We start from the raw sequence: 25,290 nt of genomic DNA, 5'->3' as shown, positions 1-25,290 counted from the left end.
ATGCCAGGGCCAGCGAGTAAAACAATAAACTTAACATCTTTATCGCGGCTTGCTACCATAGATTAAACCGCCCTCACTATGTCCAATCAATCCGATCGATAATTTATTTAAGTCCTTTCTTGAATGTATAAAAGATATAGCCGCCTCTACATCATCAGCAAAATCAAAAGTGGTAGAAGTTGAGAATGTTCCTGTAGATTTTCCCACACCTCGATCATCATATCTTAATACCGCAATTCCATTGCGGGTTAACCAATCGCTCAATACCAGAAAAGGGCGATGATTAAGCAATTCTTCATTTCGATTTTGAGGCCCTGACCCAGTAATTAAAATAACAATTTTTGAAACTTTGACATCTGATGGAATAGTTAAAGTACCAGCTAATTGAATTTTTACTTTGGTGTTATTGATCGATACTTCTTCTTGCTTGTATGGAAAACTGGTAGGTTCTTGTGAACGAGCACCATGTGAATGACTGCATGAAAAGAATAATATACAGAAAATGACACCCAAATTGAACTTTATCATCGATGCAAAATAAATTTACTCGAATATACATTTTTATGAAGTTATTTAAGTCATATGGAACCACTTGTCAAGCGTTTAATGGCTTTCAAATCTTGTCGAAAAAATATGAGTATAATGACGATTCAATTGGATACATAATGGGTTAGCCTGCTCTTTTAGCCGTTTCTCATTAATAGCCTAGTCTTTTAGCAGGTATTCTTCTGTAAGTACATTACCGGAAAGCTCTCTGTGGCGGGGCTGGAAACAGGGCTGAAAATATCATAACAATTCGTTAGCTTAGTTATTATTAACCAAATATTTAAGCTAATGAACAAAAATCATCCCTCTGGTTTTATGGCAGTTATCGTCATATGCCTCACCTTGTTTTCTTGTAAAAAGGAAACTGTAACGCAGGAGTCTTCTGCATTAAAAATCCCTACAAACAAAGCAGTATCTGTGATTTCCATTCCAGACATTAAAAATGGTCCATTAGGAGTCTGTTATGTGGAGGTGAACAATGCCGACATTCGAAATGTGGGTAAGTACACTTTAAATGCCGGCGGAAAGCGGCTTTTTGATTTGGCCATCATTTTTGCAGCCAATATTAATAGTAACGCAAGTACCGGCAAGGCAGAGCTTTATTTCAACACAAACGTCGCCAATGTGCTGAACAATAAAGCAACCTACATTGAACCGTTACAAGCGAAGGGTATTAAAGTAACCTTATCTATTTTGGGTAACCATCAGGGAATGGGGATCTGTAACCTGGCAAGTCAGGCAGATGCACAAGCTTTTGCGCAGCAATTGGCTAATGCCGTAACGACTTATGGTTTGGATGGGATCGATTTCGATGATGAGTATTCGGATTATGGCGCTAACGGAACAGGGCAACCCAACTCCAGTTCATTTGTTTATCTGGTGACTGCCTTGAGGCAGTTAATGCCTACTAAGCTGATTTCCTTTTACTATTATGGTCCTGCTGCTTCAAGGTTATCTTTTAATGGCGTAACCGTCGGTTCCAAGATAGATTACAGCTGGAATGCGCTTTATGGAACTTATGCTGTTCCGAATGTGCCGGGGCTTCCGGCAAGTAATTTAGGGCCAGCTGCAATAGACATTCAAGCTACCAGCAGTGGTACTGCAGCTAACCTGGCTACGCAAACCAAAAACAACAACTATGGTGTTTATCTTTATTATAACCTGCCAAATTCCAATGTGGAAAGCTATCTGTCCAGCGTATCTAATGTGCTTTACAATACCAACACCCTCTATAACTCGGGCGGGGAAGGAACAACAGGTGTAAACTTTTATCAGCATGCCAATTATGGTGGAGTAAGTACCAATGGCATTCCGAAAGGTACCTATACGCTTACCCAATTGGAAAGCTACGGATTCGTAAACGATTGGGCATCCTCAGTCCGCATCCCGGCAGGATGGACTGTAACGATGTACGCGGATAATAATTCCACAGGGACTTCCTGGGTGCTGAACAGTAATAACTCCAATTTTACGACTTTAAGTCCCAATGCAAATGACTTGGTAACATCAGTTAAGATCCAATAGTATTCCATTGTGATAAAGTAATATCTTTGAATATTGAACTAGCCCTCGATGAAAATCGAGGGCTTTTTTATTTATTAAGACAAATTTTTATAATTTGTATACCAAAGGAAAATAGTATGTCGCCTGAATTGGTTATTATTCCAAATGATTTGTTAGCGCAGTACCTGGAACAGGTACCTGCTAATCTATCACAATCATTTGAAAGTTTGAAAGATGCCGAATTATCCACTACTAACTTCAGTTTTTACACTTCAGTATCTTCTGTATTTTCGAGCAAAATTGAAGGAGAAAACATTGAACTGGATTCTTTTATTAAATATAAAAGAGACGGTATTCCATTTCAGGTTGACTACACGCGTAAGGTTGATGATTTATATAGTGCTTACACTTTTGCTCAAGAGAATATAATAAGCGAATTAAATATTGCTAAAGCACATCAATTATTGAGCAAGCATATTCTAAATAAACAGTCTCAGGGAGTCTTTCGTATGCACAATATGTATGTTTCAACCCCGGATGGAAGAATCGAATATGTAGCTGCCTTACCTACGCAGGTTCCTGATGAAATGGCTAAATTTTATCAGGACTTAGATCAGCTAATAAATGCTCCCTTATCTGTGGAAGAAGTGTTTTATTATGCCGCAATGATTTATTTGGTTTTTGTGAAAATTCATCCATGGAATGATGGTAATGGTAGGAGTGGAAGACTTATTGAAAAGTGGTTCCTTGCGGAAAAACTGGGTGAAAAGGCCTGGTATTTACCTAGTGAAAAATATTACTATAATCAGCACGATTTATATTATACCAATATACGAAGACTTGGCCTAGAGTATTTAGAATTGGATTATGCTTTGGCATTGCCATTTTTATTGATGTTGCCAAGGTCTGTAGATTAGTGTGGTTTCTGAACACTACAATCTAGATCCTATAAAAGCCATCAAATACGAATAATTAGGAGCAATTAGCTACCTGAAAATTATTGATCTGACATTTATTTACAAAGTTTACATTTTTATTTACAATCCAAATTCGTCGCGCCGAAGAATATCAAAGTAGGTTTGCTGTATCAATTTTAATTGGATCAATAAATAGGAAATTATGAAATACAGACACGTTTATGCTTTATCCTTAATGGCTATTCTTCTCACTTCCTGTGGACAAGATCACACAAACGTATCAAAAGATAGCATCAAGTCTGAAATTAAGGACATAGGGCCTAACATAATGGTTCGTAATATAAAAAAAGGCAGAAATGGCACCATTTTGATTGCTGGCCCAAACAACTCCTCATTTGGTGATGTTTTTCGATACGATGCCCGACTGCCCGAAGAGCAGGGAAAATCTTTTACTAAACTTACCAATAAAATAGGTTCGCACCGATTCTGGGATGTCCTGGAAGATCGACGAGGAAATATATGGTTCACTACTACTGATTCAGGCGTATATTATTACAAGACTTCGGCTTCGTTCAGTGCAGGCTTGAAATCCATTAAACATTTCACTACCGCGGAGGGACTCGCCAATAATCGAGTGATGTCTGTTTATGAAGATAAAGCCGGCATTATTTGGTTCGGCACCGGAGGTGGAATAAGTCGTTATGATGGAAAATCTTTTCAAAATTTTAAGAATCCTAATCCCTCGCGTGTTTATAATGGAGGAAATTGGAATGATGATTTTACCTGGAATAATGATATTACTACAATTGTTGAAGATAAAACCGGAAAATTATGGATTGGCACACGGGGCGCCGCCTTCGTTTTTGACGGAAAAACATTTACCGCTTTAACCCATAAAGGCAAACCTTTTACCAATGTTTGGAGTATAGTAGAGGATAGAAAGGGCAATATTTGGCTGGGTGATGTAACCAATGGCCTTTGGCGATATGACGGTAGTACTTTTACTAATGTGTCGCAAAGAGGTGCTTACGCTATAATTGAAGATAAAAAGGGAAACATCTGGACTACTGGTCCGGTAAATACTGCTCATGTAGCGGTTTGGGCACTTTCCCGCTATGATGTAAAGGCCTTGTATAGCACTAAGCCCACGGTAACGCAAATGATGTCGGGAGATGCTTTTTTGGGGCTTTTGGAAGCTGAAGATGGAAGTATTTGGTTTGGATCGGCGACTGGGGTGTATCGTTATGATGGAAAGATTATCACGGACTTTTATCGTAAAGATGGTCAGAAAAAATATAGCTTGGATACGAAGCAAAGTGTTGTCATATGGAAGGGTTCTATGCTACTTGGTACATGGGAAGGTTCTATGTTGCTTAGTGATGGTTCCAAAAGAGGGAACGTTGATCTATTAAAAGGAGATTTATTGATTGAAAACCGTCATCTAGTTGGTGGTGTAGTTGAAGTTGACATGAACACAATTGAACAAAAGTTTGATCATCCAGGTCCGCACAATAAATTGCCTGAATTTTTCGATGTCAAAAAATTCCCTGTTTCTACATTTACAATTAAGAAGGTGGAAATAGTCAATGATGGAAAAATTGAAGGGGTTAATGGGAACATGACCATTGAAGGTGTCGCCAGTATAAAAGTTACAGGGAACCTGACCATTGAAGGGATCACGAAGGTAGTTACTTTTCCAGCCGAAATGTATTTTAAGGACGGAATGGACGGAACTGTAGTGCTGAATGGCACGCTGATCATTGATCGGACAGATTGGGGTATCAATTATAGATCAGAAAAATTCTTTGATAAGTCTGGTGACCTAACTATTTCGGACGAAGTTAAACTCTTTATGAAAATCGTAGCCCAAAAAAATAGCGTTGTGTTATAAAATTTGACTTCCCTTATACAGCACTTCTTTTCCGTTTTCAACGCTGTTGGTCTGGTGGACGATGATGTTGTTCACCTCAAATTCACACACAAATTTTTCAGTATGCGGACTTTCAATATACCTAAGGGTAAGCGATAAACGATGGTCATCAATCCAGGTGTAACTGCCTGCTACTTTCGCCGGGGCCAGCATTGTACGGATCTCTTTCGCTCCTGCTGTTAATGAAGGGCCGGGCTTGTTAGTTGAACCTGATAACCAGCTGCCCGCGCCAAAATTGAGGTCATAAGTAGCTGTGTCACCTTTTAAGTTGATATGACACGTACCATCCTTGCCAAATTTAATGGCTATGCTGCTGAATTTAGATTTATCACCGACAAGTGCGTAAGATTTTCCGTTGATATCATCAGCAAGCTTGCTCCTATGTTCTGCGAGTGGTGGTAAAGCCAGTTCCTTAATAGTTTTTTGTAATTGCGCTACACCCACTTTATTTTCCGGTAATTTTCCCTGACGCATAGCAGGTAATAAGTACTTCCATACCAAATCAATCTCTCCCTGCATGTCAGAAGTTTCAGCGGTAATGGCAATTACAGCATCCTGATCAGGCATAACGATCATGTATTGTCCAAAGGCCCCGTCACCCCGGTAGGCATTGTTCTTGCATCGCCACATCTGGTAAGCATACCCTTGTTCCCAATCACTGCCATCCCGCTTCGCCTGCGGCATATCCGGATGCTGGATTATTTTTACTGAACTGGCTTCTTCCACCCATCCTAATGGTAAAATTTGTTTGCCCTGCCATTTGCCTTTTTGTAGAAATAGCTGTGCAAATTTCGCCATATCCTCGGTTTTTAGGCGCAGCCCCCAACCTCCGGCATCGATGCCTTTCAGGTCGGTTTCCCAATCCATATTTTTAATGCCGAGGGGTTTGAACAACCTTGGGGTAAGATACTGAAGTACGGTCTCGCCAGTTACTTTTTGAATAATCGCCGAAAGCATGTATGTCCCCAATGAATTGTATAAAAATACGGTACCGGGTTTATGGACAATTGGCGCGGCTAAAAAACTTTTTACCCAATTGGTATCAGCTGATACATAGCTGGGCTCTGGATCCTGACCGTCGGACATGATCAATGCGTCTCTTACGGAAAGCTGTGCCAGATTGGGACTAATCTTTGCAGGCACTTGGTCTGGGAAGAATGATACCACCTTGCTGTCCAATGATAGTTTCTTTTCATTGATGGCAAAACCTATAGCAGTGGCGGTAAAGCTTTTGCTGCCAGAGTATAAGGAATGTCTGAGGTCCGGGCCATAAGGATTCCACCAACCGTCTGCAATCACCTTTCCATGACGCAATAGCATAAAGCTATGGAACTCGGTCTTGCTGGTACGTGTTGCGTTTACAAAATCCAGAATGCCTTTTGAGTCAACGCCTTCTTTCTCTGGAATACTGAGTGGTAAATGCTGGGCATTAACAGGGAAATTACAAATTGCCTGGAACACTAGAAGCACGCAGATAGAACGGATATTAGAAAGCATATTTTTAAGATTAGGCCGGTAAGTTTTATAGGGAATGAAGTTAACGAATTTTCGGGTATTGCAAATCTTTTTAAAAATTGGATCTGGCAGGCAAGGATAAACTTTAAAATCTGCTATATAAAGGATTCATTTCTTCGATATGACTTGTACACAAAAAAGTACTATTTCTGGGTGTTTTCGGCCTTCTAGGGGTATGTTCTGGGTGAATACACCGAGCCAACACCCATCAAACACCCAGAACACACCCATTAAACACCGATTTTTCTGCATTTCATATAGAAGCTTTGCTTTTACTGGATCGGGTTTAGCAAGTGCTTGCCGAAGCCAGTGCACATTCTGTTATTGGAATGAGCTTAAAGATCATGAAAACAATAGTGGCGTTTTACCAGGGGTTTTATTCTAAAAGCTTTTTATAGAATGGGATCAATTGCTGAGCAAGAACTGCATGATCTTCTATACTTGGATGCCCACTGCAGCCATGTGGAGTCATTTTCGGAAAGAAGAATGTGGCTAGTGGCTTGTCTGAAAGGTAGATGCCATCTACTTTAACTTTGATATCTGAAAGACACTTTTCTAGTATTTTGCCAGAAGCACCACCTACCATAGGGCTGCTAAGTAGGGCGATTTGCGCTTTCGGGTATTTCGATTTCACCAGCTTAATAAAACTCACATAGCCGTTTATAAATTGTAGGGTATCAAATGGTAGTCTGGGTTTTTTGCCATCGCCATTACTCAGGTCATTGGTGCCTAAAGCAATACTGACAATTCTTGGACTATAATTGCTGAAATTCCATTTGATAGGGCTGTTTAACTGAAAGTCTATGTTTTCATATACTTGTGGCATAGAAGGTCCCTCGGTATTCCAAGTTCTGTATATTCCAATACCACTAACGCTGCTCATGATATAGTTTAATCTCAATGCTCTGGCTATCCTTGGTCCATATGCCAAATAAGCATTATGGTGGTCTTGGTATTCGCCGGTTCCACAGGGATAGTCTGTTATATCCGAGGCCGCGCCGCAGGTGATGCTATTTCCTATAAATTCAATTACTGGCGCTTCCTTGGTCTTTAATGAAGTAATTTGCTTAGCCGTAACCTTTGAAATGATAACAGGACCAGTGTGAGCTTCAGTAGCTTTGTAAATCCATACCGTATGCCAGCCAGTGGTATTAGTCTTTATAATAGTAGGCTCATCAGCATTGTTGCTAACGAGTATGCGTTTTTGATAAACGCCATCAAGCTCATATTGGATGTAATTCCGTCCTTTGTTTACTGCGTTTGAAAAATATATAGCGCATTGATTATCTTTAAATCTTAAGCCAAAGTGCGCTGCCGAACTGATCAGCTCGCATTCACCCTGCTTATTTAGCAGATACCTTCCATATGGTTTGAATTCTTTTGCGTTTAAGGTATCTCTTAGATTAGTTGCTCGGGTAGGTAAAGCAAAAACGGAGAATAAAATTACGATAAATAAGGTGTGAATGCTGGTTTTCATTACTTCATTGCTATCTAGTTACTTTACAATAATAAAGAATAGTTTTTTCTTTTAGTATTTCCTACTTATCTCTTCGATTCTATCAGCAGGGCTTTCGTTGTTTCGACAGGAAACCTGACTTGTGAAGCTTGTCAAATCGACTTATAATAATCTCAATTCGTTCTCCAAAACTTCCTGGAATTGCAACTTGGATATTGGCTTGATCAGGTATCCTTTTAATTTAGGATAAGTTTCAAATTTATCATGGTCATATTTATTGTCAGAAGAAGTGGAAATATAGATCGTGATCAATTCCTTTTTAAAAGTATTGGCGGTAAACTCCTCCAAGAATTGCCAACCGTCCATGTATGGCATATTCAGGTCTAGAAAGACGAGATCAGGTAGCATATGCTCTTCATCTTTATACTCCAGAAAATATTGTATGGCTATTTCTCCATCAGGAAACTCGATTAGATTCTCTACCAGATCAGTAGCCTCTATGATCTTCCTCGTTGAGAACTGAAAAAACCGGTCATCATCAATCACACTTACTAAGGCAATCTTTCTCGTCATAATATAATTTTAAATTCTGTACCTATATTGGGTTCACTTTCCACCGTTATAGTCCCGCCAAATGTTTCTATTTGGTTCTTTGTCATGAAAAGTCCTACCCCTTTACTGTTAAATCCCCTGTGAAATACCTTATTTAATTTGAACATATTATTTCCGTGCTTTTTTAGGTCTATGCCAAGTCCATTATCTTTAAATGTTAGCTCGATACTGTCTTGATTCTTTTTAATCATTATCGTAATTTCTGGCGCCACATCTGGCTGTGCGTATTTTAAAGCATTGCTGATCATATTATAAAAAATGCTTTCCAGGTATATCTTTGGGTAATTAATTTTTGTTAGTTGCAGATTAAGTTTAATAACCGCTTCCTTTGAAAATATTTCGCCTTTCAGCATGTTTTCTACACTGTTCAATATGGATATAGGGTCGCATTCCTCAAAAGGAATACCTTTGTTCAACCGTATCTCCAAAACCTTCATTAATTCCTCAAGGGTTTCGTTTAAGCTTGTGCTGGACTGCTTCAGCATAGATAATAGTTCTACTCGGTCTGTTTCTTTTTCTGTTGTTTCCAGCATATTAATGATCATACCCATGCTTCCAGCAGGACCACGTAAATTGTGGGCTACAATACGGTTAAAATCTTCAAACTGGCCGATTTTTCGCTCTAGGTTAATCGCCCTTTTGTATTCGTCAATATCTGTACAGGAACCAAACCATTTAACGATCTCACCTTTTTCGTTTTTCATAGGATGGGCACGGCCTAAATGCCAGCGATAGGCGCCATCTGCTGCTCGTTTAAACCGATATTCTACTTCATAAGGCTTTCCTGTTTCAATAGATTCTGTCCAAGCTTTGATGCAACTATCCAAGTCTTCCGGGTGTAGCACGGGTTCCCATCCCCAGCCTTGAGTTTGTTCTAAGGTCATTCCAGTGTAATCAAACCAATGCTGATTATAGTAATCTAAATTACCATCAGGTTGAGATGTCCAGATGATTTGCGGAATCGAGTCTGCTAAAAATTTAAACTCCTGAATTTTTTGAATGGTTTGATCCTGTAATTCAACAAGGGCGATTTGTTCCTTAAGCGCTTTATTTAACTCTTCCTGTTTAGCAATTGATACTTGTAAAGAAATTTGGGTAAGTTTAAAGTCGTCTATGTTTTGGAAAGTACCGAACATCCTTTTACAAATACCATCCTCCAATTCCACATTACCTATAGCTCTTACCCAAATCTCTTTTCCGTTTGCATCTATCAACTGTAATTCTTCATCCCATCCCCCGCCTTCGCTTACGGCCTTATTCATCACCTGCGTTATGGTATCTCTACTAATTCCCTCTTTATAGTAATTAACTGCCGATGCCAGTTCTGGCTCGTAATCTATTCCTACTCCATGGATCTCTTTGGTTACGGAGGTCCAATGTATTTTTTGTGATTGAACTTCAAATTCCCACCCACCTACCTTGGCCACTCTGTTAGTTTGTTCCAGTATTTCTTTTAAGTGTTTCAGGTCTTTTTCAAGAAAATGCCGCTTGGTTATATCTATTGCATTGCCGATCACATAATGTTGATTTTCAAGTATGTTATTAAATAACCATATCCTGTTTGAGCCATCTTTGTGTCTGGTCAACATCTGACCTTTGGAATGCCCAGTTTTTATAATTTCAGTTAAGTAAGCATTCAATTGTGGATGATGGTTGTCTGGTACGATATTGAAAAGGCTGAAATTTAAAATCTCTTCTGAAGTATACCCTAACATTGCAGCTCCAGCATTGTTCACCGACAAAAAATTACCCTCTAAATCGTGGGTGCACATTAAACCTTGTGAGTTCTCGAAAAATACCCTGAGTTTATCCTGACTTTCTTTCAGTTGATGTTCCCTCAGTTTTTCTATAGAAATATCGCGCCCAATACAAAAGAACTCACCGCTAGAATCTTCAAGGGTCATGTGCCACTGAATGGTTTTATATTCTCCTGATTTTGTACGAACGCGATAAATGGGGGATAGCCTGCCGTTTCCATCTGTTAATTCCTGAAGGTTTTTTTCGGTAATTTCCAGATCATCCGGGTGAACCAGATCTAAGGAGCAGGTTGATAAGAGAAAATCTTTGTCCCAGCCTAATACTTTTTCAAAGGCAGGGTTTATCTTTTTGAAAAATCCTTTTGTATCCGCTATACAGATCAGGTCGTCAGACAAGCTGAATAAACGGTCAAAATGCTTAAGCTCCTGTTTTTTTCTCCGTTCGATAATCAGCGTGATAACTTCTTTTGAAAGTATGGTCAATGCTTCTCTTTGGTTTTCGGTCAGCGACCGTGGTTTTCTGTCTATTACACATAGTGTACCTAATGCATAGCCATCGTTGTCGATCAGAGGGCACCCAGCATAAAATCGGATTTCAGGGCTCCCGGTTACTAAGGTATTATTTTTAAAACGTTCGTCTTTTGTAGCGTCTTTAATCTCAAGTATTCCAATATGGGCTATGGCGTGCAGACAAAAAGCGAGTTCTTTCGGTGTTTCAGTCACCTCAAGCCCCAGATTTGATTTGAACCACTGTCTTTCTTCATCAATCAATGAGATTAGGGAAATGGGGGTATTACAAATCAACGACGCAAGTTTAGTAATGCGGTCGAAATCCTCTTCGGGAATGGAATTTAATATGGCATAACTATGAAGGGCGTTTAGTCGGCCGGCTTCACTATTCTTTTTCTTCGATACACTCACCTTCGCTCAATTAAATCTTTCTACTAATATGGAGAAAAATATCTTTAATTAGGTTGGTTATAGACGATGGCTTATTCTTATTTACCTTTGTAATCTTTAAGTAGATAAATCAATACGTTTCTGGCTAGTTTACCATTTCGATTTTGGGTAATTATAACAGGTGTTGAAATTTCCTTAAAGAGGTTATTAAAAGCGATATGCGGATCACTGAAATTATTAGAAAAGGTGATAAAGTAAGCATCATTGCCTTTTTCTATCATTTTTCTGTATTGGTTAATCCATGCATAGGTATGGATGTCATTAATATTTCCCAAAGCCAAAAAGTTTAATTGGAGTGGTTGAGCAACATAATTATCTATATGAGCAGCCGGAAACCATTTATCGCTAATAATAAAAGTGGTTTTGGAAATCCCGAGTGCAGCATTCATCTCTCGTACTTCTTCAAATTGATACCTCAGTTTCTTCCAACCGTAAATGTCTAGCGTAAAATCGCCATTGCCATACTTGTCATTTTTTTGTTTTCCTATTGTACCTGGATAAAAGTTAACCATTAGAATTCCTAGTAAAATTGTGAAGGCAAGAACCAAGTTAGCGCAATAGGCTAGTTTCAGATACGTAGGTTGCCTCAGGCTAACTGCTTTGGGGACTTCTAATTTACAAGCCGCAAGAATTATTAACGGGATATAGCCCGGTCCCGACCAATGTGGTAGTGTATCTCTGAATAATGAAGTAAATAGTATGATCAGAATCAATGGGAAACCCAAAAGTAATAGGAGGTTTTTTACTTTTCTATCTATACTAGGGCTTCCTTTATTTATTAAGAACAGTGCAATAATGAGGAGAAAGTAGCAAATCGGGTTGTTGTATAGCATACCTCCAATAGACTCTCTGAGAAAGCTTAATAAATGGATTTCATGATTAGGCGTAATCCTGCTGCTATGGAAATTATAGGTAATGAAGTTGTTTTGAATGTTCCATATTAGGATTGGAGAGATAATAACTGCAGTGGTGGCTGCGGAAAGATATAGATAAATGTTCGAGAGAAATTTTGGAGCGTACAGTAAAACATAGCTGATAAAACCAATCCACAAAAAAATACCGTGGATCTTGGACATGGTACACAGTCCGGCACTAACACCGAATAGAAGGAGCTTTTTATTAATTTCAGCTTTGGTACTATTCTTTAAAACAATATCAACTAGAATATAAATGCTAATTATCCAGAAAAAAATCTGTGGTCCATCAGGCATGATAAATATTCCGCCAATTATGCTACAATAAGGCGAGGCAGTAAAGAGTAGCGCAGCAATAAATCCAGCATGCTCATTTTTTAGTCTGCCCGCCAGTTTAAATAGTAGTAGAGTATTTATCCCTGAAAGAACGATTGGACCCAGGCGGACAAAAAATTCATTTGTAAAATGCAGATTGAAGGTAGTCAGTCTGATCATTAACGCAACCATTGGCGGGTGATCAAAGTAGTTCCATTGTAAATGGCGAGCATAAGTAAGGTAATAAACCTCGTCGTTACCAAGGTCTATGGAAATAGCAGCAATAATTCTGATCACTGTTGCTAGCCCAATTAACCATAGCAATTTTCTTTTTACAGACATTTTAATATAGCTCTTATTTAGCTAAGTTAACTTGCGATTGTCTGCCGCGATATTTGTTGCTTATAAACTTAGGAAAACTTAATGTGTTGTATTTAAACAAAAGAACCGATGATAACCCAAATAAAATGCCTATCCAAATACCCGTATAAACATCTAAAGGGAAGTGTTCTCCTGTATAAATTCTGGAGTAACCAACTAAAAGAGCTCCCAAAAAAAGTAGCGCAGCTTGAATCGGCTTCCTAAAGTGGCTTGCTAAAACTGTAGCTAGTGCAAATGCAGATGTAGTGTGGCCAGAAGGGAAGCTATTATTTCCGGTATGACTTGTCTTAAAAAAATCGATATAGAAAGAAATATGTGAGGTTTCAAAAAATACTTTAGGGCGAGGAGCGAAAACCATATGTTTTAAAAATTGAGCAAAACATCCCGATGTTGTATAAGCCAAGAGTATGCATGCAGCAAGTTTTTTTTGCTTAGTAAATAAAAGAACTACACAAACAAGAAGAGAGAAGATTCCATCACCTAAATTGGTATAAAGAGCCATTAAATAATCAAATAACCGGTTATGTACCAGGTTAACTGCAATAAAACTTTCTGCTTTTGTAACTAGGCAAAGAAGTAGTCCAACTCCAATTAATAGTGCAATACATAATGAATAAAATACCTTACTTTCTTTTAATGTTTTGACTAAGGATTTCATCATGATGTAAAATTAGTAGTCTCATCTTATCAAAAAGTTATGTAATAATTACTAAAACAATAAAGATTACAGGATAAAACTTACCGAATTAACATGATGTTAACCTCAATTTAAAGAAACCAGGAGCATTAGGTCTAAAATAAATAAAATAAAAGTTCGGTTTTTGATTGCATCGGGAAGGATGACTTGGGAAGTTTTAGCCTTCTTCTAGAAGTTTTGGAATGTACTTTCGCAGGATCATATAAAGATGATCAAGATCAAATGGCTTAGTGATGTATGCATCAAAACCAAATTTATCATAAACATTATGTATGTTGTTATTGCAGCTCATAGCAATTACAGGCAGGTGAGGATATACCGCCTTGATGGTATGACAAATGGCTATGCTTTTTTTTCCGTCAATCTTAAAATCCAACATTACAACGTGTGGCCTGCATTCTTCAATCATTTCCATGAAGTCTTCCTGGAATTCTGCCACCGAAAAAACTGTATAGTTTCCTTCCTGGAGTGCGATAGTGAGTACGTCTCTTACTGCCGAATCTGTTTCCTGAACAATTATCGTTTCCATAGTTAACAATTAATGAACCGGCGAAAACGAGTTGCTGTCAAGTAATTTAAGATCCACATCAAATGTAAGATAATATTCTAATAGACCAATGAAATCAATTCTGGTCCAGAAATGCTTTTGGAATTTAAAACATACAGTTAAAAAAATTGCACTAACTTAGGGTTATGGCGTATATACTGGGTATAGACATTGGAACGGGAAGCACTAAAGCAGTTGCAGTTAATGCTAATAATAAAGTTTTAGCTGTAGCACAATATCATTATCCAACGTTGTCTCAGGCGCCAGGTTGTAGTGAGCAGGACCCGGAAATTATTTGGCAAGCCTTTAAATCTGCTATTTTGGAGATCCATGATAAACTTGGAGCACCTGAAGCTATTGGTTTGAGCAGTGCAATGCATAGTTTGATTCCAGTTGATAGTCAGTGTGCTGCGTTGGGGCCAATGCTAACTTGGGCTGATTCAAGAAGTGGCTTTATAGCTGAAAAAATAAGAGCATCTCAGTTGGGTAAACTCCTTTACGAAGAAACGGGGACACCTATTTATGGGATGTCGCCTCTTTTTAAAATCATCTGGATTGAGGAAAATCAACCTTCACTTTTTGCAGAAACTTATAAGTTCATTTCTATTAAGGAGTATATATGGTATAATATTTTCGGGGAGTTTAAGGTGGATCATTCTATTGCCTCTGCCACTGGTATGTTTAATCTATTGACCCTGAATTGGCATGTTGAAGCATTGCAGTTAGCGAAAATTAATGAGCACAGTCTATCAGAACCGGTACCCACAGATTATACGAAAGCAGGGAAATTCTTAATCGACCCCTCTTTAATAGCTTTTAAGGATGCCAAATTCGTAATTGGCGCCAGTGATGGCTGTCTTGCAAATCTTGGTAGTTCGGCAATTGAAATTGGGGTTGCGGCGGTAACGATTGGTACAAGTGGTGCGGTGAGAATTGCTGCAAAAAAACCAATACTGAATTTTGAGGCAATGACTTTTAATTATATCCTCAACAAGGAAATCTACATCTGCGGTGGTCCGGTAAATAATGGGGGCATCGCTTTGCAATGGTTGTTAACTAATGTATTTGGTAAGGTTAACCTTAAAGAAGCTGATTATGAGGAGTTATTTGACAGGGTTGAGGACGTAAAGCCAGGAAGTGCCGGTTTGTTGTTTCTTCCTTATTTGATGGGAGAACGTGCGCCAATATGGGATAAAGAAAGCTGTGGTACTTTTTTTGGGTTGAGGAACGGTCATGACCAGTCTCATTTATCAAATGCGGTATTGGAAGGCATATGTTATGCACTAAATGAGGTCTTATTGGCGGTAGAAGCGCAAGGTAACCCCATTTTACAGATTAATGTGAGCGGAGGGTTTGTTAAATCTGTGATTTGGATGCAAATGTTAGCAAATATTACCGGCAAAAAAGTACTCAAAGTACAGTTGGAGGATGCTTCAGCTATAGGCGCAATCATTTTGGCAGGAAAGGTTATAGGAATGCCTTTAAGTGATAAGACAATAGAAACTTGTGCATTGATATTGCCGGACAAGATAAAGTATGAGGTGTATTCGGAATACTTTGCATTGTATAAAAAACTTTATCGGAATCTATCCTGTTCTATGCATGAGCTAAATGTGTTGAAACAGAAATGATTACACGCCGATTTTTGCACTAACTGCTGATATCACCGCTGAAAATCAGGAGGAATATAATTCCTACTTTAACGGCTTTTTAAGAAAGCCAACAGAAATTGATAAATTGTATACAGCACTAACTCAGCTTGAGCCTATTTAAATATGATATGAGAAATTCGGTAATTAAATGTATTGCGTTAATATTGTTCTGTTGTTTGACATCCTTTACCAGGAAGGAAATAATATGGGTGGCCATAGGTGATTCCATAACCTATCTAAATGATCATGCCAATGAAACTGGAAATAGGGTAGTTAAAGGCTATCTGACGAGAACAAAAGAAAAAATGCCGGAGCTTATTTATTATAATCAAGGCCATAATGGCTGGACATCAGTAGGCATTGCTAAAGAGTTTGATAAACTTGGTGTGCAGAAAGGAGATGTTTATACTGTTTTTCTTGGTACTAACGACTGGTGGTCTGGCATACCATTGGGCACACTAAATGATTATAAAGATGATCTGGGCACAGCTACTGTTTATGGCGCTTTCAGGGTAATTGTCAATAAAATAAAAAATATTAATCCGACAGCTAAAATTATATTAATAACACCAATGCAAAGGTCGGATTTCGTTTACCTGAATGACAAGAATAACACGGCTTGGGGATCCTATAAAGATAAAAATGGGCAATCGCTTGCTTCTTTTGCTGATGCTGTTATCAATATCGCCAAGACAGAACACTTTAGTATAGTAGATTTGTACCATAAAAAAGGCATGTCTTTTAAGGATCTTGTTTTGTTTAAAAACTTAAAGGATCCTGAAACAGGTAAGTATAGACATTACACTTATCCAGCATTCACAAGTATACCCTTTAGTGCTGTTGACGAATATCCTTATCCCATTGAAGCAGTTAATATTGCCTACGACGGACTTCACCCCTCAGACAAAGGAAATGAAATGATCGCAAAGATGCTGGCGAAGGTTTTGAAAAAGACCATGCGTTAATTTAATGCCAACTGTTAAATTTTTAGAGAAATTTCCAAGATTCTTTTTAAACCCTATATTTGTATTATGATGGCAAAGATGAAGTATATATTGTTGTTCATTTGCGTTGCAGGCTGTTTAGCTGCATGTAAAAAGAACCTTGGAATTGAGAATTTTGATGTAGAAGGTCAATTTAAAAAGGATACTACTGCGATAAGGGCTTATATTACTGCCAATAATATCCCGGCAATAAAGGAGCCTAAATATGGATTTTTTTATCAGATTTTTGCGCCTGGTGCTGGAGCCGAAGTGAATGGGTTAAGCAAAATTAGCGTAACTTATACTGGCAACCTACTAAATGGTGCACAGTTTGACGTAAAGACTACTCCTGTTACCTTTCCTTTAAACGAAGCTATTACGGGTTGGCAGGCAGGTATCCCGTTGATAAAAAAAGGCGGCAAAATACGTCTTTTCCTTCCATCCTTCTATTCCTACGGTAATATTGCTACTGGTACAATCCCGGCAAATTCGGTTTTAGACTTTAATATTGAGCTTACTGACGTTCAATAAGGTTGTTTTATTCATTTTGTGCCTTTTTAGTCATAAAAAATCAGGTTATTGATAATTTTTGTAAGTTTTATTGATTTATTGTTTCAAAATATCTTATTATTAGGAATATTTTGGGGACTATGAGTACAATTAAGCTAAATCACTATCAAAATGTTCCTGATACTTGGGATGAAATGTATATTTCTGACAATAATCTAAGGGAACAGTATCATAAAATCATAAGTTATCTTGAAAAGGAATCGGCGAGCGATCTGAATAAAAAAGAAGAGCTGGCTAGAAGTCTTTTTATGAGTCAAGGTATTACATTTACTGTGTACGACAGTGGAGAGGGTATTGAAAAGATTTTCCCTTTTGACATTATTCCCCGGGTAATTACATCCTTAGAGTGGTCCTTTATCGAACGCGGTATCAAACAAAGGTTAAAAGCGCTCAATTTATTTTTAAAGGATGTTTACAGCAACCAGTTTATCATAAAGGACGGTGTAATACCTGCTGCCCTTATTTATTCCTGTCCGCATTTTCTTAGGGAAATGTACCAGCTTAAAGTTCCTCATGATATTTACACGCACATCGCTGGTATAGATCTAATCAGGGATTTTGATGGCACTTTCTATGTACTGGAAGATAATTTACGTACGCCATCTGGTGTTAGCTATATGCTGGAAAACAGGGAGATTACGAAAAGGCTGTTTCCAGATCTAATTCCGCAATGCAAAGTAAGGAGCGTTACAGAATATCCTTCAATATTGTATAAAAATCTATTATCACTATCACCCAGAGCAGTTTCTAACCCTACTATTGTCCTATTAAGTCCTGGTATGTACAATTCTGCTTATTATGAACATACCACACTTGCCAGGTTAATGGGCGTGGAATTGGTAGAGGGTAGAGATCTAGTAGTGCGTGACCATAAAGTATTTATGAAAACCACCACCGGTTTACAACAAGTAGATGTGATCTACCGAAGGGTAGATGATGATTTTATTGATCCTTTGGTCTTCAATCCTGCAAGTGTTCTTGGCGTCGCAGGCTTAATGAGTGCCTATAGGAAGGGAAATGTAGCCATTATCAATGCAGTTGGTAATGGGGTAGCGGACGATAAAGCTATTTATAGCTATGTTCCTGACATGATCAAGTATTATCTGAATGAAGAGCCACTGCTTAAAAATGTACCTACTTATAGTTTGGGTAATCCAGACGAGCAGAAATATGTTTTTGGCAATATAAATAAGATGGTAATTAAGAAAACAAATGGAAGCGGTGGTTACGGCATGTTAATGGGTCATGCATCTACAGAACAAGAAATAGAAGAATACAAGATAGAGATCCTGAAAGACCCCAGAAATTTTATAGCCCAGCCAACCATTAGTCTTTCCAGTGCGCCATGCTATATGGATGGCGTTTTACAACCAAGACGGGTAGACTTAAGACCTTACGCTTTGTATGGTCCTGATGGGATATCTATAGTGCCCGGGGGATTAACAAGGGTAGCACTCAAAGAAGGTTCTTTGGTTGTTAACAGTTCGCAAGGCGGAGGAAGTAAGGATACATGGGTTTTATCATCTTAAATTAATTACATGCTAAGTAGAGTAGCTTCAAGTTTATACTGGTTAAGCCGTTATGTAGAGCGTAGCGACGGGATCCTCAGAATGTTAAAGATCAATTATGCCTCCTCACAGGATACCATTCAGGAATTTACCTGGAACCCTGTTATCCGTCTTTTTAGTGGTGGTGATGAGGAAGAGATTTCAAAGATCAAGACAGACAGCCGTTCTGTTATCGAATACCTGCTTTTTAATAGGAACAATCCAAATTCTATCTTGAACATCATCACCATGGCAAGAGAAAATGCCAGAAGTGTACAGGAACATATTGCTAAAGATCTTTGGCAATGCCTTAACGATTACTACCATACCGTTAAAGATCCAAAGTTGTTGTGGTACGTTCAAAAAGACGACCCCATAACTGCGCTTGATATATTGGTAAAACAAGTAATGTTGTATTACGGTACTGCGGATAGTACGATGGAGCGTGGAGAGATTCGTAGCTTTATGAGCATTGGTAAATACCTGGAACGAAGTATCCAGACTATAGATATTTTAGATACCAAGTTCAACTCCATCAATTCAGATCCCGATCTATTAACTGATACCTCGTATTGGAAGCATTTATTGCTTTCGTTGGGCGGATATGAGCTTTACCTTAAATCCTATCGCGAAGGTTTTACGGCAGATAATATTTTGGAGCTGGTCATGCTTAACCGTGACTTCCCCCGTTCTGCTATCTATTCAGTAAATAATATCTTGCGTTACTTTGAGCGACTAAAGAGCGATAAGAACATTCAGCATTACAATAATCTCTCTTTTAATATAGGACGGTTAAATAGTACAGTAACCTATAATTCTGTGTACAACATGAAATCAGAAGGATTGCATAATTATTTGTTAAAGATCAGAAATGAACTTTATGGAATTGCAAATTTGCTTGATGAGTATTACTTTGCCAAATCTTAACTAATCCGAAATGCCAGTATTTAAAATTAAACATATCACAAATTACAAGTACGAATCGCCTATTCGCGATAGTGCAAACCAGATCATACTTTTTCCTATTAAAGATGATTTTCAGAAAGTAATTCTGCATGATCTTAATATTTCAAACACTCCTGATGTAGATATTTTTTTGGATTACTATGGTAATGAAGTAGGTGTTTTTACTCAAACTGAGCCGCATACACAGCTTAAAATCTATTCAAAAATCTATGTTGAAACAATAGCCAAGCCTTTGCCACAGGATGATATTTTTGTTAAAGAGCAGTGGAATATACTTGAAAATGTTAAAAATGAAGTGGATTTTCTTGATTATCTAAAACAAAGCCAGTTTGATAGTGCCGAAATCCTTCTGAATGCTTGTCTACAGATGAAGAATCAAGAAGATACTCCGTATAAAGTGGCCGTTAAATTCTGTAGTTATGTATTTTCTCATTACACTTATATAAAGGGGGTAACTACGGTTGATTCTACTATTGATGAGATTATTGGTTTAAAAGCAGGCGTGTGTCAGGATTTTGCACACTTATTAACCACTATGCTACGATTTGTTGGTATTCCTGCACGGTATGTAAGTGGATACATTTGTCCGAATAAGGATGGGATGCGTGGTGAGGGTGCAACACATGCCTGGGCAGAAGCCTACCTTCCTGATTATGGATGGTTGGGACTTGACCCTACAAATAATTGCATCGCCAATGAGAAGCATGTGAGACTTGCGGTTGGCCGTGATTTTAGTGATTGCTCTCCGGTTAAAGGAGTTTATAAAGGCGGTTTAAGTCATGTGCTGGAAGTCAATGTTTCTGTAGGATATGGGGATGATGATGATTTTGAAACCGAAACCTATTTCCAGCCAAAAGAGGTTAATTATATAAAGCCAAATGTAAACTTGCCTTTAAAGAACAGTTATCAGCGTTATATGGAGTTGGTTTCAGAACAACAGCAGCAACAACAACAGCAGTAATGAGTAATTATTGACTTTGATTGCTTTAAGAATTACTAAAAAATTGTATGTTAGGGGTTCTTATTAGCCAAGTATGAAATATTTATTCCCTACAATCCTGTTCTTTTTGTGTTCAGGGATGTTATCTGCCCAGGTCAAAGTCAATACAGCACAATTCAATCGTAAAGGTGAAGCTAGTTTTACTGCAAGAGGAAATGTGCTCGAGTTAAGATGGCCTGCTGGTCATGGTAGCTATGGACAGGTCTCACTCAACATGCAGGCCGGCCAGCCACTTTTTCAAACCATTTCAATAGGATCTAAAGCGGCGTATAAAGTTATTTCAAGTAATATTGACCCAACATTTCTGTTGAGCATTGGTAAGCGCGACCTGGTCTCACAGAATGGATGGAACATATTTTTTGACAAAGTTCCATCAAAGCCTTTCAAAACTTTTCCAATCCTATTAGAGAAAACAGCGGCTAAGGTAGTGTCTATCGGTAGCAGAACTGTAGTTACCATATCATCCCTTCATGCCGATCGTTTTGCAGGCAATTTAGAGTTGACATTTTATAATGGCAGCCCTATGTTCAATGTTGCGGCTGTTGTGAGTACAACAGAGGATGCCACTGCCATAGTTTATGATGCAGGGCTGGTAGATAAGAAATCAGGATGGAAAAATATCTCCTGGATCAATACAGATAATGAAATTGTGATTGATCCTGCCAATCCTGCTGATACAGCTACCAATATCGCGGTAAAATATCGTGCAATTGCTGCAAGTGGAGCAGCGGGTACGCTGGCCATATTTCCTGCACCACATCAGTATTTCTATCCTTTAGATGAGGCTTTCAATCTTAAGTTCACCTGGCGCGGTAATCAGTACCGAAAAATGGTTGATGGTTATGGAATTGGGATACGTCAAGACTTAAAGGGCGATAACCGCTTCGTTCCATGGTTTAATGCGCCACCTGAAACCAAACAACGACTAAATTTCTTTTGCTACTTCGGTGCAGGCATTGATTCTGAGACATTTACCGAGATCAAGAAATTTACGCATAACGATAGCTATGTAAAACTACCGGGATATAAAACGATGTCCAGCCATTTTCATAATGAGTTTGTGATGAAGGTAATGATGGCCAATAAGGAATTACCAGCAGTTCCTGACTTTGTAAAGGTTTTCAAAAACACAGGTATTGATATTGTCCACCTGGCAGAGTTCCATTATACTGCACACCCTCAAGGGCCAGATGAAATTCGTTTATTGGAGCTTAAGAAGCTATTCGAAATGTGCCGGAAATATTCGGATAACCAGTTTCTGTTATTGCCTGGTGAGGAACCTAATGAATTCTTTGGAGGCCATTGGCTGGAGTTTTTTCCTAAAGAAGTATATTGGATCATGTCGCGCAAACAAGGCGTGCCGCTGGTAGAGAACCACCCGGTTTATGGTAAGATCTACCATGTTGGTGATAAAAATGACATGCTTAAACTACTGGAACTGGAAGCTGGATTGGCATGGACCGCCCATGCACGTACCAAAGGATCAGTTAACGCACCGGATGTTTACAAGGAAGAAGCCTTCTTTAAGTCAGACCGCTTCATGGGCGCTGCCTGGAAAGCCATGCCTGCCGATCTTTCGCAGCCAAGGTTAGGGAAAAGGGTATTGGACCTGCTGGATGATATGAACAATTGGGGAGAGAAAAAGACAGTAATTACTGAGGCTGATCTTTTTAGTATCACGCCAGAAAACGAGATGTATGCCCACCTCAACGTAAATTACCTGATGATGGATAAGCTGCCAGACTATAAAGATGGCTGGCAACCTGTACTTACCGCTATGCAAAAAGGAAAATTCTTCTCTACTACAGGAGAGGTTTTGATGCCGCTGCTAACTGTAAATGGTATGACATCGGGAGAAACTATAAAACTGGATGCTTCAGGTTCAGCTGATATAAAAATCAAACTCAATTGGACATTCCCATTAAATTTTATAGAAGTGATTTCAGGAGATGGTACCAAAGTATACCGCGATCAAATTGACCTGAAAGATACTAAGGCATTTGGAGACAAGCTATTTCAGTTTAAAACTAAACTTGCTGGTTGCAAATGGTTAAGGGTAGAAGCATGGGACATTGCTGCAAATGGTGCTTTCAGTCAGACTTTCTATATTAGCAAATAATCTAACGCTTATGCCGTTTTTTGTATACGGAGGGTGAGCTGCCAATGATTTTGCTAAATAACCTAGAGAAATAATACTGGTCATCAAAGCCCAGTTCTACACAAATCTCTTTAATGCTTTTGTCAGTAAAATACAAATGCTGACAAGCCTTTTGAATCTTAAGCTGGTTGAAGTAATTGATAGGTGATGAACCAGTCTTTTCCTTAAAAAGCCTGGAGTAATGAGAAACTGAAATACACTGCTGTTTTGCGAAATCATCAATTTCCAATTTCTTGCCAAGATTGCTTTTCATAAAAGTAATGCTTTTACTTGTCAGGTCAATGTTGTAAACAGCAGGGTTAGCCTCTCTGTGGTAAATCATTGATGATACAAAATGAAGCAGGTTTAAGTTCATTTTTTCAAGTGCTTTCTCACTAACCCCATGTTCCAGTAAAGCATAGATTTGGTCAAACAATAAGAGGCGTTGCTCTTCATAAGGAACTCCTTGTACGTTGGGTTTGCCATTTTCTGTAAAGCGCTCAAATAGTACTTCAGCCAAATCTCCCATATAATGAAGCCAGTATATGCTCCATGGATTTTCTGCGGAGCTGTGGTACCGATGGGGCGTGTTTTTAGGGATTATAAAATAAGTGTTAGGATATAGTTCAAATGTTTCACCACCTAAATGGATTTTGCCAGCTCCTTCAGCACAATAAATTAGGATATATTGGTTGCTTCCTGATTTCCTGATCCTATCGTGATTCACCGCTTTTGGATAGTAACCAATCGCCGTTAGGTAAAAATGTCTGCTCAGGGGATTTGTGGTAATTTTTCGCTTAATGTTAGGAGGAAGTACTATCATACGCTGACCTACAAATCCTTCCTTTATTGCTTTCTTCTTATTAAGGAGATTGTTTTCCATCGCTTTCCGTAGTGCTTGTGCGGTAAATATAGCTAAATTACCTTTGGGTAAAATAGTCCATGTTTTTATTCGCTTTATCCATTTAAAAAAGGGTATAGATGCAATAAGTTTACACCATCAACCTACTAACCAAATATGGAGATGATCAAACAACCAGAAACTTTTAACAGTGCTTATATCATTGGTATATCTTTTATATCGGCATTGGGTGGCTACCTATTCGGATTCGACTTTGCAGTGATATCTGGTGCCTTACCTTTCTTGCGAACCCAGTTTATGTTAGATGCCTGGTGGGAAGGCTTTCTAACAGGCTCCCTTGCTTTAGGTTGTATAGTAGGTTGCCTGTTAGCAGGTAAACTAGCTGATAGGTATGGAAGGAAACCCGGCTTAATGTTAGCGGCAATTATCTTTGCAATCTCCTCCATAGGTATTGCATTTTCATCAGGTTTATCCTTTTTTGTAGTGATGCGCTTTGCGGCAGGCATTGGTGTAGGCATGGCTTCCATGCTATGTCCTATGTATATTGCTGAAGTTTCACCTGCAAAAGTAAGGGGCCGTAACGTGGCTATTAATCAGCTTACTGTAGTGATCGGTATTTTGGTAACCAATCTGGTTAATTACTTTTTGGCAGACACTGGTCCGGATGCCTGGAGGTGGATGTTCGGTTTAGGCGTTGTACCCTCAGTCATCTTTCTTGTTGGTGTAATCTGGCTGCCCGAAAGTCCGCGTTGGTTGTTAAAAGACGGTCAGAAGGAAAAGGCTAAACAAGTGCTTAATAAAATAGGATCAGAATCTTTTGTCGACAATACCCTTATCGCCATTGAGAAATCACTGGTTGGCAACAAAAAGCAAACCTATAAAGCGGTGTTCGAAAAAAGCGTGCGCCCTGCTGTGATGGTAGGCATTACCCTTGCGGTGTTCCAACAGTTCTGCGGTATAAATGTGGTATTCAATTATACATCTACCATCTTTGAATCTGTAGGGGCGAACCTGGACAGGCAGCTTTTTGAAACCGTAACTATCGGTGTAGTCAACCTGGTCTTTACCATCCTGGCCATGTGGCAGGTAGATAAGCTTGGCCGCAGGCCTTTAATGCTCATCGGATCATTGGGTCTATCAATTGTATATATAATCCTGGCCTTTATGCTTCAAAATCATTACCCTCTAGGCATGGTCTCCATATTTGTGTTGCTGGCAATCAGCATGTATGCCATATCACTTGCACCAGTAACCTGGGTGTTGATCTCAGAAATCTTTCCTAACAAGATCAGAGGCGTAGCCTCTTCAGTAGCCATCGTATCACTTTGGGCTGCGTATTTCATTCTGGTATTTACTTTTCCAATACTGGCACAGAAGCTCGGTACTTACGGTCCTTTCTACTTGTACGCGGTAATTTGCTTCTTCGGTTTTTTATTCGTGCTGCGGAAAGTGAAGGAAACAAAAGGCAAAACATTGGAAGAATTGGAAGATAACCTGGTAAGACATTAATCATAATACCCCGT

General features: G+C 38.7%; 20 protein-coding genes. 11 read left to right on the top strand and 9 right to left on the bottom strand.

The genetic code is table 11. The features are described 5' to 3' along the window. Positions 1-39: 39 nt before the first annotated feature. Positions 40-528: an alpha/beta hydrolase family protein gene (locus tag ACVWYN_RS07580; protein ID WP_457288232.1), complete on the bottom strand. Its 489-nt coding sequence runs from the start codon at positions 526-528 to the stop codon at positions 40-42. 306 nt (positions 529-834) lie between these two features. Between ACVWYN_RS07580 and ACVWYN_RS07575 the strand changes: the two genes are divergently transcribed. The 3 genes from ACVWYN_RS07575 (at position 835) to ACVWYN_RS07565 (ending at position 4,857) form a co-directional block, all read left to right on the top strand. Then, positions 835-2,070, top strand: coding sequence for an endo-beta-N-acetylglucosaminidase H (locus ACVWYN_RS07575; RefSeq protein WP_457288231.1), 1,236 nt, complete (start codon positions 835-837; stop codon positions 2,068-2,070). Positions 2,071-2,096: 26 nt separating this feature from the next. Then, entirely contained in the window at positions 2,097-2,966 is an 870-nt protein-coding gene (locus ACVWYN_RS07570) for a Fic family protein (RefSeq protein ID WP_457288230.1), read from the top strand. A gap of 202 nt (positions 2,967-3,168) precedes the next feature. Further along, positions 3,169-4,857, top strand: a complete 1,689-nt coding sequence (locus ACVWYN_RS07565) for a two-component regulator propeller domain-containing protein (RefSeq protein WP_457288229.1) — start codon at positions 3,169-3,171, stop codon at positions 4,855-4,857. Here ACVWYN_RS07565 and ACVWYN_RS07560 read toward each other — a convergent pair. From ACVWYN_RS07560 to ACVWYN_RS07530, 7 genes are all read right to left on the bottom strand, one after another. Then, positions 4,852-6,393 carry a serine hydrolase domain-containing protein gene (locus tag ACVWYN_RS07560; protein WP_457288228.1) on the bottom strand — a complete coding sequence of 514 codons (1,542 nt, stop codon included), beginning with the start codon at positions 6,391-6,393 and terminating at the stop codon, positions 4,852-4,854. The two genes, ACVWYN_RS07565 and ACVWYN_RS07560, sit on opposite strands and share 6 nt — an antisense overlap. Positions 6,394-6,787: 394 nt before the next feature. Then, a complete protein-coding gene (locus tag ACVWYN_RS07555) occupies positions 6,788-7,888 on the bottom strand; it encodes a GDSL-type esterase/lipase family protein (protein ID WP_457288227.1) in 1,101 nt (366 codons plus the stop codon). Between the two features lie 141 nt (positions 7,889-8,029). After that, the gene (locus ACVWYN_RS07550; protein WP_457288226.1) at positions 8,030-8,440 is read right to left on the bottom strand and encodes a response regulator; all 411 of its coding nucleotides are present in this window, start codon (positions 8,438-8,440) and stop codon (positions 8,030-8,032) included. Further along, positions 8,437-11,157 carry a PAS domain S-box protein gene (locus ACVWYN_RS07545; RefSeq protein WP_457288225.1) on the bottom strand — a complete coding sequence of 907 codons (2,721 nt, stop codon included), beginning with the start codon at positions 11,155-11,157 and terminating at the stop codon, positions 8,437-8,439. Before ACVWYN_RS07545 ends, ACVWYN_RS07550 begins: the two co-directional genes overlap by 4 nt. Positions 11,158-11,234: 77 nt before the next feature. Continuing rightward, complete coding sequence (locus ACVWYN_RS07540; protein WP_457288224.1) at positions 11,235-12,767, bottom strand: ArnT family glycosyltransferase; 1,533 nt, start codon at positions 12,765-12,767, stop codon at positions 11,235-11,237. A 13-nt stretch (positions 12,768-12,780) separates the two neighbouring features. Then, a complete protein-coding gene (locus ACVWYN_RS07535; protein WP_457288223.1) occupies positions 12,781-13,467 on the bottom strand; it encodes a phosphatase PAP2 family protein in 687 nt (228 codons plus the stop codon). A gap of 193 nt (positions 13,468-13,660) precedes the next feature. Then, positions 13,661-14,032 carry a response regulator gene (locus ACVWYN_RS07530; protein WP_457288222.1) on the bottom strand — a complete coding sequence of 124 codons (372 nt, stop codon included), beginning with the start codon at positions 14,030-14,032 and terminating at the stop codon, positions 13,661-13,663. 164 nt (positions 14,033-14,196) lie between these two features. Between ACVWYN_RS07530 and ACVWYN_RS07525 the strand changes: the two genes are divergently transcribed. The 7 genes from ACVWYN_RS07525 to ACVWYN_RS07495 all read left to right on the top strand — a co-directional run bounded on the left by ACVWYN_RS07525 (position 14,197) and on the right by ACVWYN_RS07495 (position 22,887). Next, complete coding sequence (locus ACVWYN_RS07525; RefSeq protein WP_457288221.1) at positions 14,197-15,681, top strand: gluconokinase; 1,485 nt, start codon at positions 14,197-14,199, stop codon at positions 15,679-15,681. A 149-nt stretch (positions 15,682-15,830) separates the two neighbouring features. Next, positions 15,831-16,667, top strand: a complete 837-nt coding sequence (locus tag ACVWYN_RS07520) for an SGNH/GDSL hydrolase family protein (protein WP_457288220.1) — start codon at positions 15,831-15,833, stop codon at positions 16,665-16,667. 78 nt (positions 16,668-16,745) lie between these two features. Then, positions 16,746-17,216, top strand: coding sequence for an FKBP-type peptidyl-prolyl cis-trans isomerase (locus ACVWYN_RS07515; RefSeq protein ID WP_457288219.1), 471 nt, complete (start codon positions 16,746-16,748; stop codon positions 17,214-17,216). A gap of 119 nt (positions 17,217-17,335) precedes the next feature. Beyond that, positions 17,336-18,784, top strand: a complete 1,449-nt coding sequence (locus ACVWYN_RS07510; protein WP_457288218.1) for a circularly permuted type 2 ATP-grasp protein — start codon at positions 17,336-17,338, stop codon at positions 18,782-18,784. Between the two features lie 9 nt (positions 18,785-18,793). Beyond that, positions 18,794-19,729 carry an alpha-E domain-containing protein gene (locus tag ACVWYN_RS07505; protein ID WP_457288217.1) on the top strand — a complete coding sequence of 312 codons (936 nt, stop codon included), beginning with the start codon at positions 18,794-18,796 and terminating at the stop codon, positions 19,727-19,729. 10 nt (positions 19,730-19,739) lie between these two features. Beyond that, complete coding sequence (locus ACVWYN_RS07500) at positions 19,740-20,729, top strand: transglutaminase family protein (protein WP_457288216.1); 990 nt, start codon at positions 19,740-19,742, stop codon at positions 20,727-20,729. Positions 20,730-20,802: 73 nt separating this feature from the next. Next, on the top strand, positions 20,803-22,887 hold the full coding sequence (locus ACVWYN_RS07495; protein ID WP_457288215.1) for a hypothetical protein: 2,085 nt from the start codon (positions 20,803-20,805) through the stop codon (positions 22,885-22,887). A 1-nt stretch (position 22,888) separates the two neighbouring features. Here ACVWYN_RS07495 and ACVWYN_RS07490 read toward each other — a convergent pair whose 3' ends face one another. Next, positions 22,889-23,788 (bottom strand): AraC family transcriptional regulator, encoded by a 900-nt coding sequence (locus tag ACVWYN_RS07490; RefSeq protein ID WP_457288214.1) that lies wholly within the window; start codon positions 23,786-23,788, stop codon positions 22,889-22,891. Positions 23,789-23,923: 135 nt separating this feature from the next. On the opposite strand from ACVWYN_RS07490, the gene ACVWYN_RS07485 reads away from it, so the two are divergent. Beyond that, on the top strand, positions 23,924-25,276 hold the full coding sequence (locus ACVWYN_RS07485) for a sugar porter family MFS transporter (RefSeq protein WP_457288213.1): 1,353 nt from the start codon (positions 23,924-23,926) through the stop codon (positions 25,274-25,276). Positions 25,277-25,290: the final 14 nt, after the last annotated feature.

The organism is Pedobacter sp. UYP24, from assembly GCF_054057295.1.
The sequence above is the reverse complement of the archived record's forward strand: the minus strand, read 5'-3'. Positions and strand labels throughout refer to the sequence as shown.

Excerpts from the sequence above, each read along its gene's own strand:
- ACVWYN_RS07580 (WP_457288232.1), bottom strand. The coding sequence starts at position 528 with ATGATAAAGTTCAATTTGGGTGTCATTTTCTGTATATTATTCTTTTCA.
- ACVWYN_RS07575 (WP_457288231.1), top strand. The coding sequence starts at position 835 with ATGAACAAAAATCATCCCTCTGGTTTTATGGCAGTTATCGTCATATGC.
- ACVWYN_RS07565 (WP_457288229.1), top strand. The coding sequence starts at position 3,169 with ATGAAATACAGACACGTTTATGCTTTATCCTTAATGGCTATTCTTCTC.
- ACVWYN_RS07560 (WP_457288228.1), bottom strand. The coding sequence starts at position 6,393 with ATGCTTTCTAATATCCGTTCTATCTGCGTGCTTCTAGTGTTCCAGGCA.
- ACVWYN_RS07555 (WP_457288227.1), bottom strand. The coding sequence starts at position 7,888 with ATGAAAACCAGCATTCACACCTTATTTATCGTAATTTTATTCTCCGTT.
- ACVWYN_RS07550 (WP_457288226.1), bottom strand. The coding sequence starts at position 8,440 with ATGACGAGAAAGATTGCCTTAGTAAGTGTGATTGATGATGACCGGTTT.
- ACVWYN_RS07540 (WP_457288224.1), bottom strand. The coding sequence starts at position 12,767 with ATGTCTGTAAAAAGAAAATTGCTATGGTTAATTGGGCTAGCAACAGTG.
- ACVWYN_RS07535 (WP_457288223.1), bottom strand. The coding sequence starts at position 13,467 with ATGATGAAATCCTTAGTCAAAACATTAAAAGAAAGTAAGGTATTTTAT.
- ACVWYN_RS07530 (WP_457288222.1), bottom strand. The coding sequence starts at position 14,032 with ATGGAAACGATAATTGTTCAGGAAACAGATTCGGCAGTAAGAGACGTA.
- ACVWYN_RS07525 (WP_457288221.1), top strand. The coding sequence starts at position 14,197 with ATGGCGTATATACTGGGTATAGACATTGGAACGGGAAGCACTAAAGCA.
- ACVWYN_RS07520 (WP_457288220.1), top strand. The coding sequence starts at position 15,831 with ATGAGAAATTCGGTAATTAAATGTATTGCGTTAATATTGTTCTGTTGT.
- ACVWYN_RS07515 (WP_457288219.1), top strand. The coding sequence starts at position 16,746 with ATGAAGTATATATTGTTGTTCATTTGCGTTGCAGGCTGTTTAGCTGCA.
- ACVWYN_RS07510 (WP_457288218.1), top strand. The coding sequence starts at position 17,336 with ATGAGTACAATTAAGCTAAATCACTATCAAAATGTTCCTGATACTTGG.
- ACVWYN_RS07505 (WP_457288217.1), top strand. The coding sequence starts at position 18,794 with ATGCTAAGTAGAGTAGCTTCAAGTTTATACTGGTTAAGCCGTTATGTA.
- ACVWYN_RS07500 (WP_457288216.1), top strand. The coding sequence starts at position 19,740 with ATGCCAGTATTTAAAATTAAACATATCACAAATTACAAGTACGAATCG.
- ACVWYN_RS07495 (WP_457288215.1), top strand. The coding sequence starts at position 20,803 with ATGAAATATTTATTCCCTACAATCCTGTTCTTTTTGTGTTCAGGGATG.
- ACVWYN_RS07490 (WP_457288214.1), bottom strand. The coding sequence starts at position 23,788 with ATGGAAAACAATCTCCTTAATAAGAAGAAAGCAATAAAGGAAGGATTT.
- ACVWYN_RS07485 (WP_457288213.1), top strand. The coding sequence starts at position 23,924 with ATGGAGATGATCAAACAACCAGAAACTTTTAACAGTGCTTATATCATT.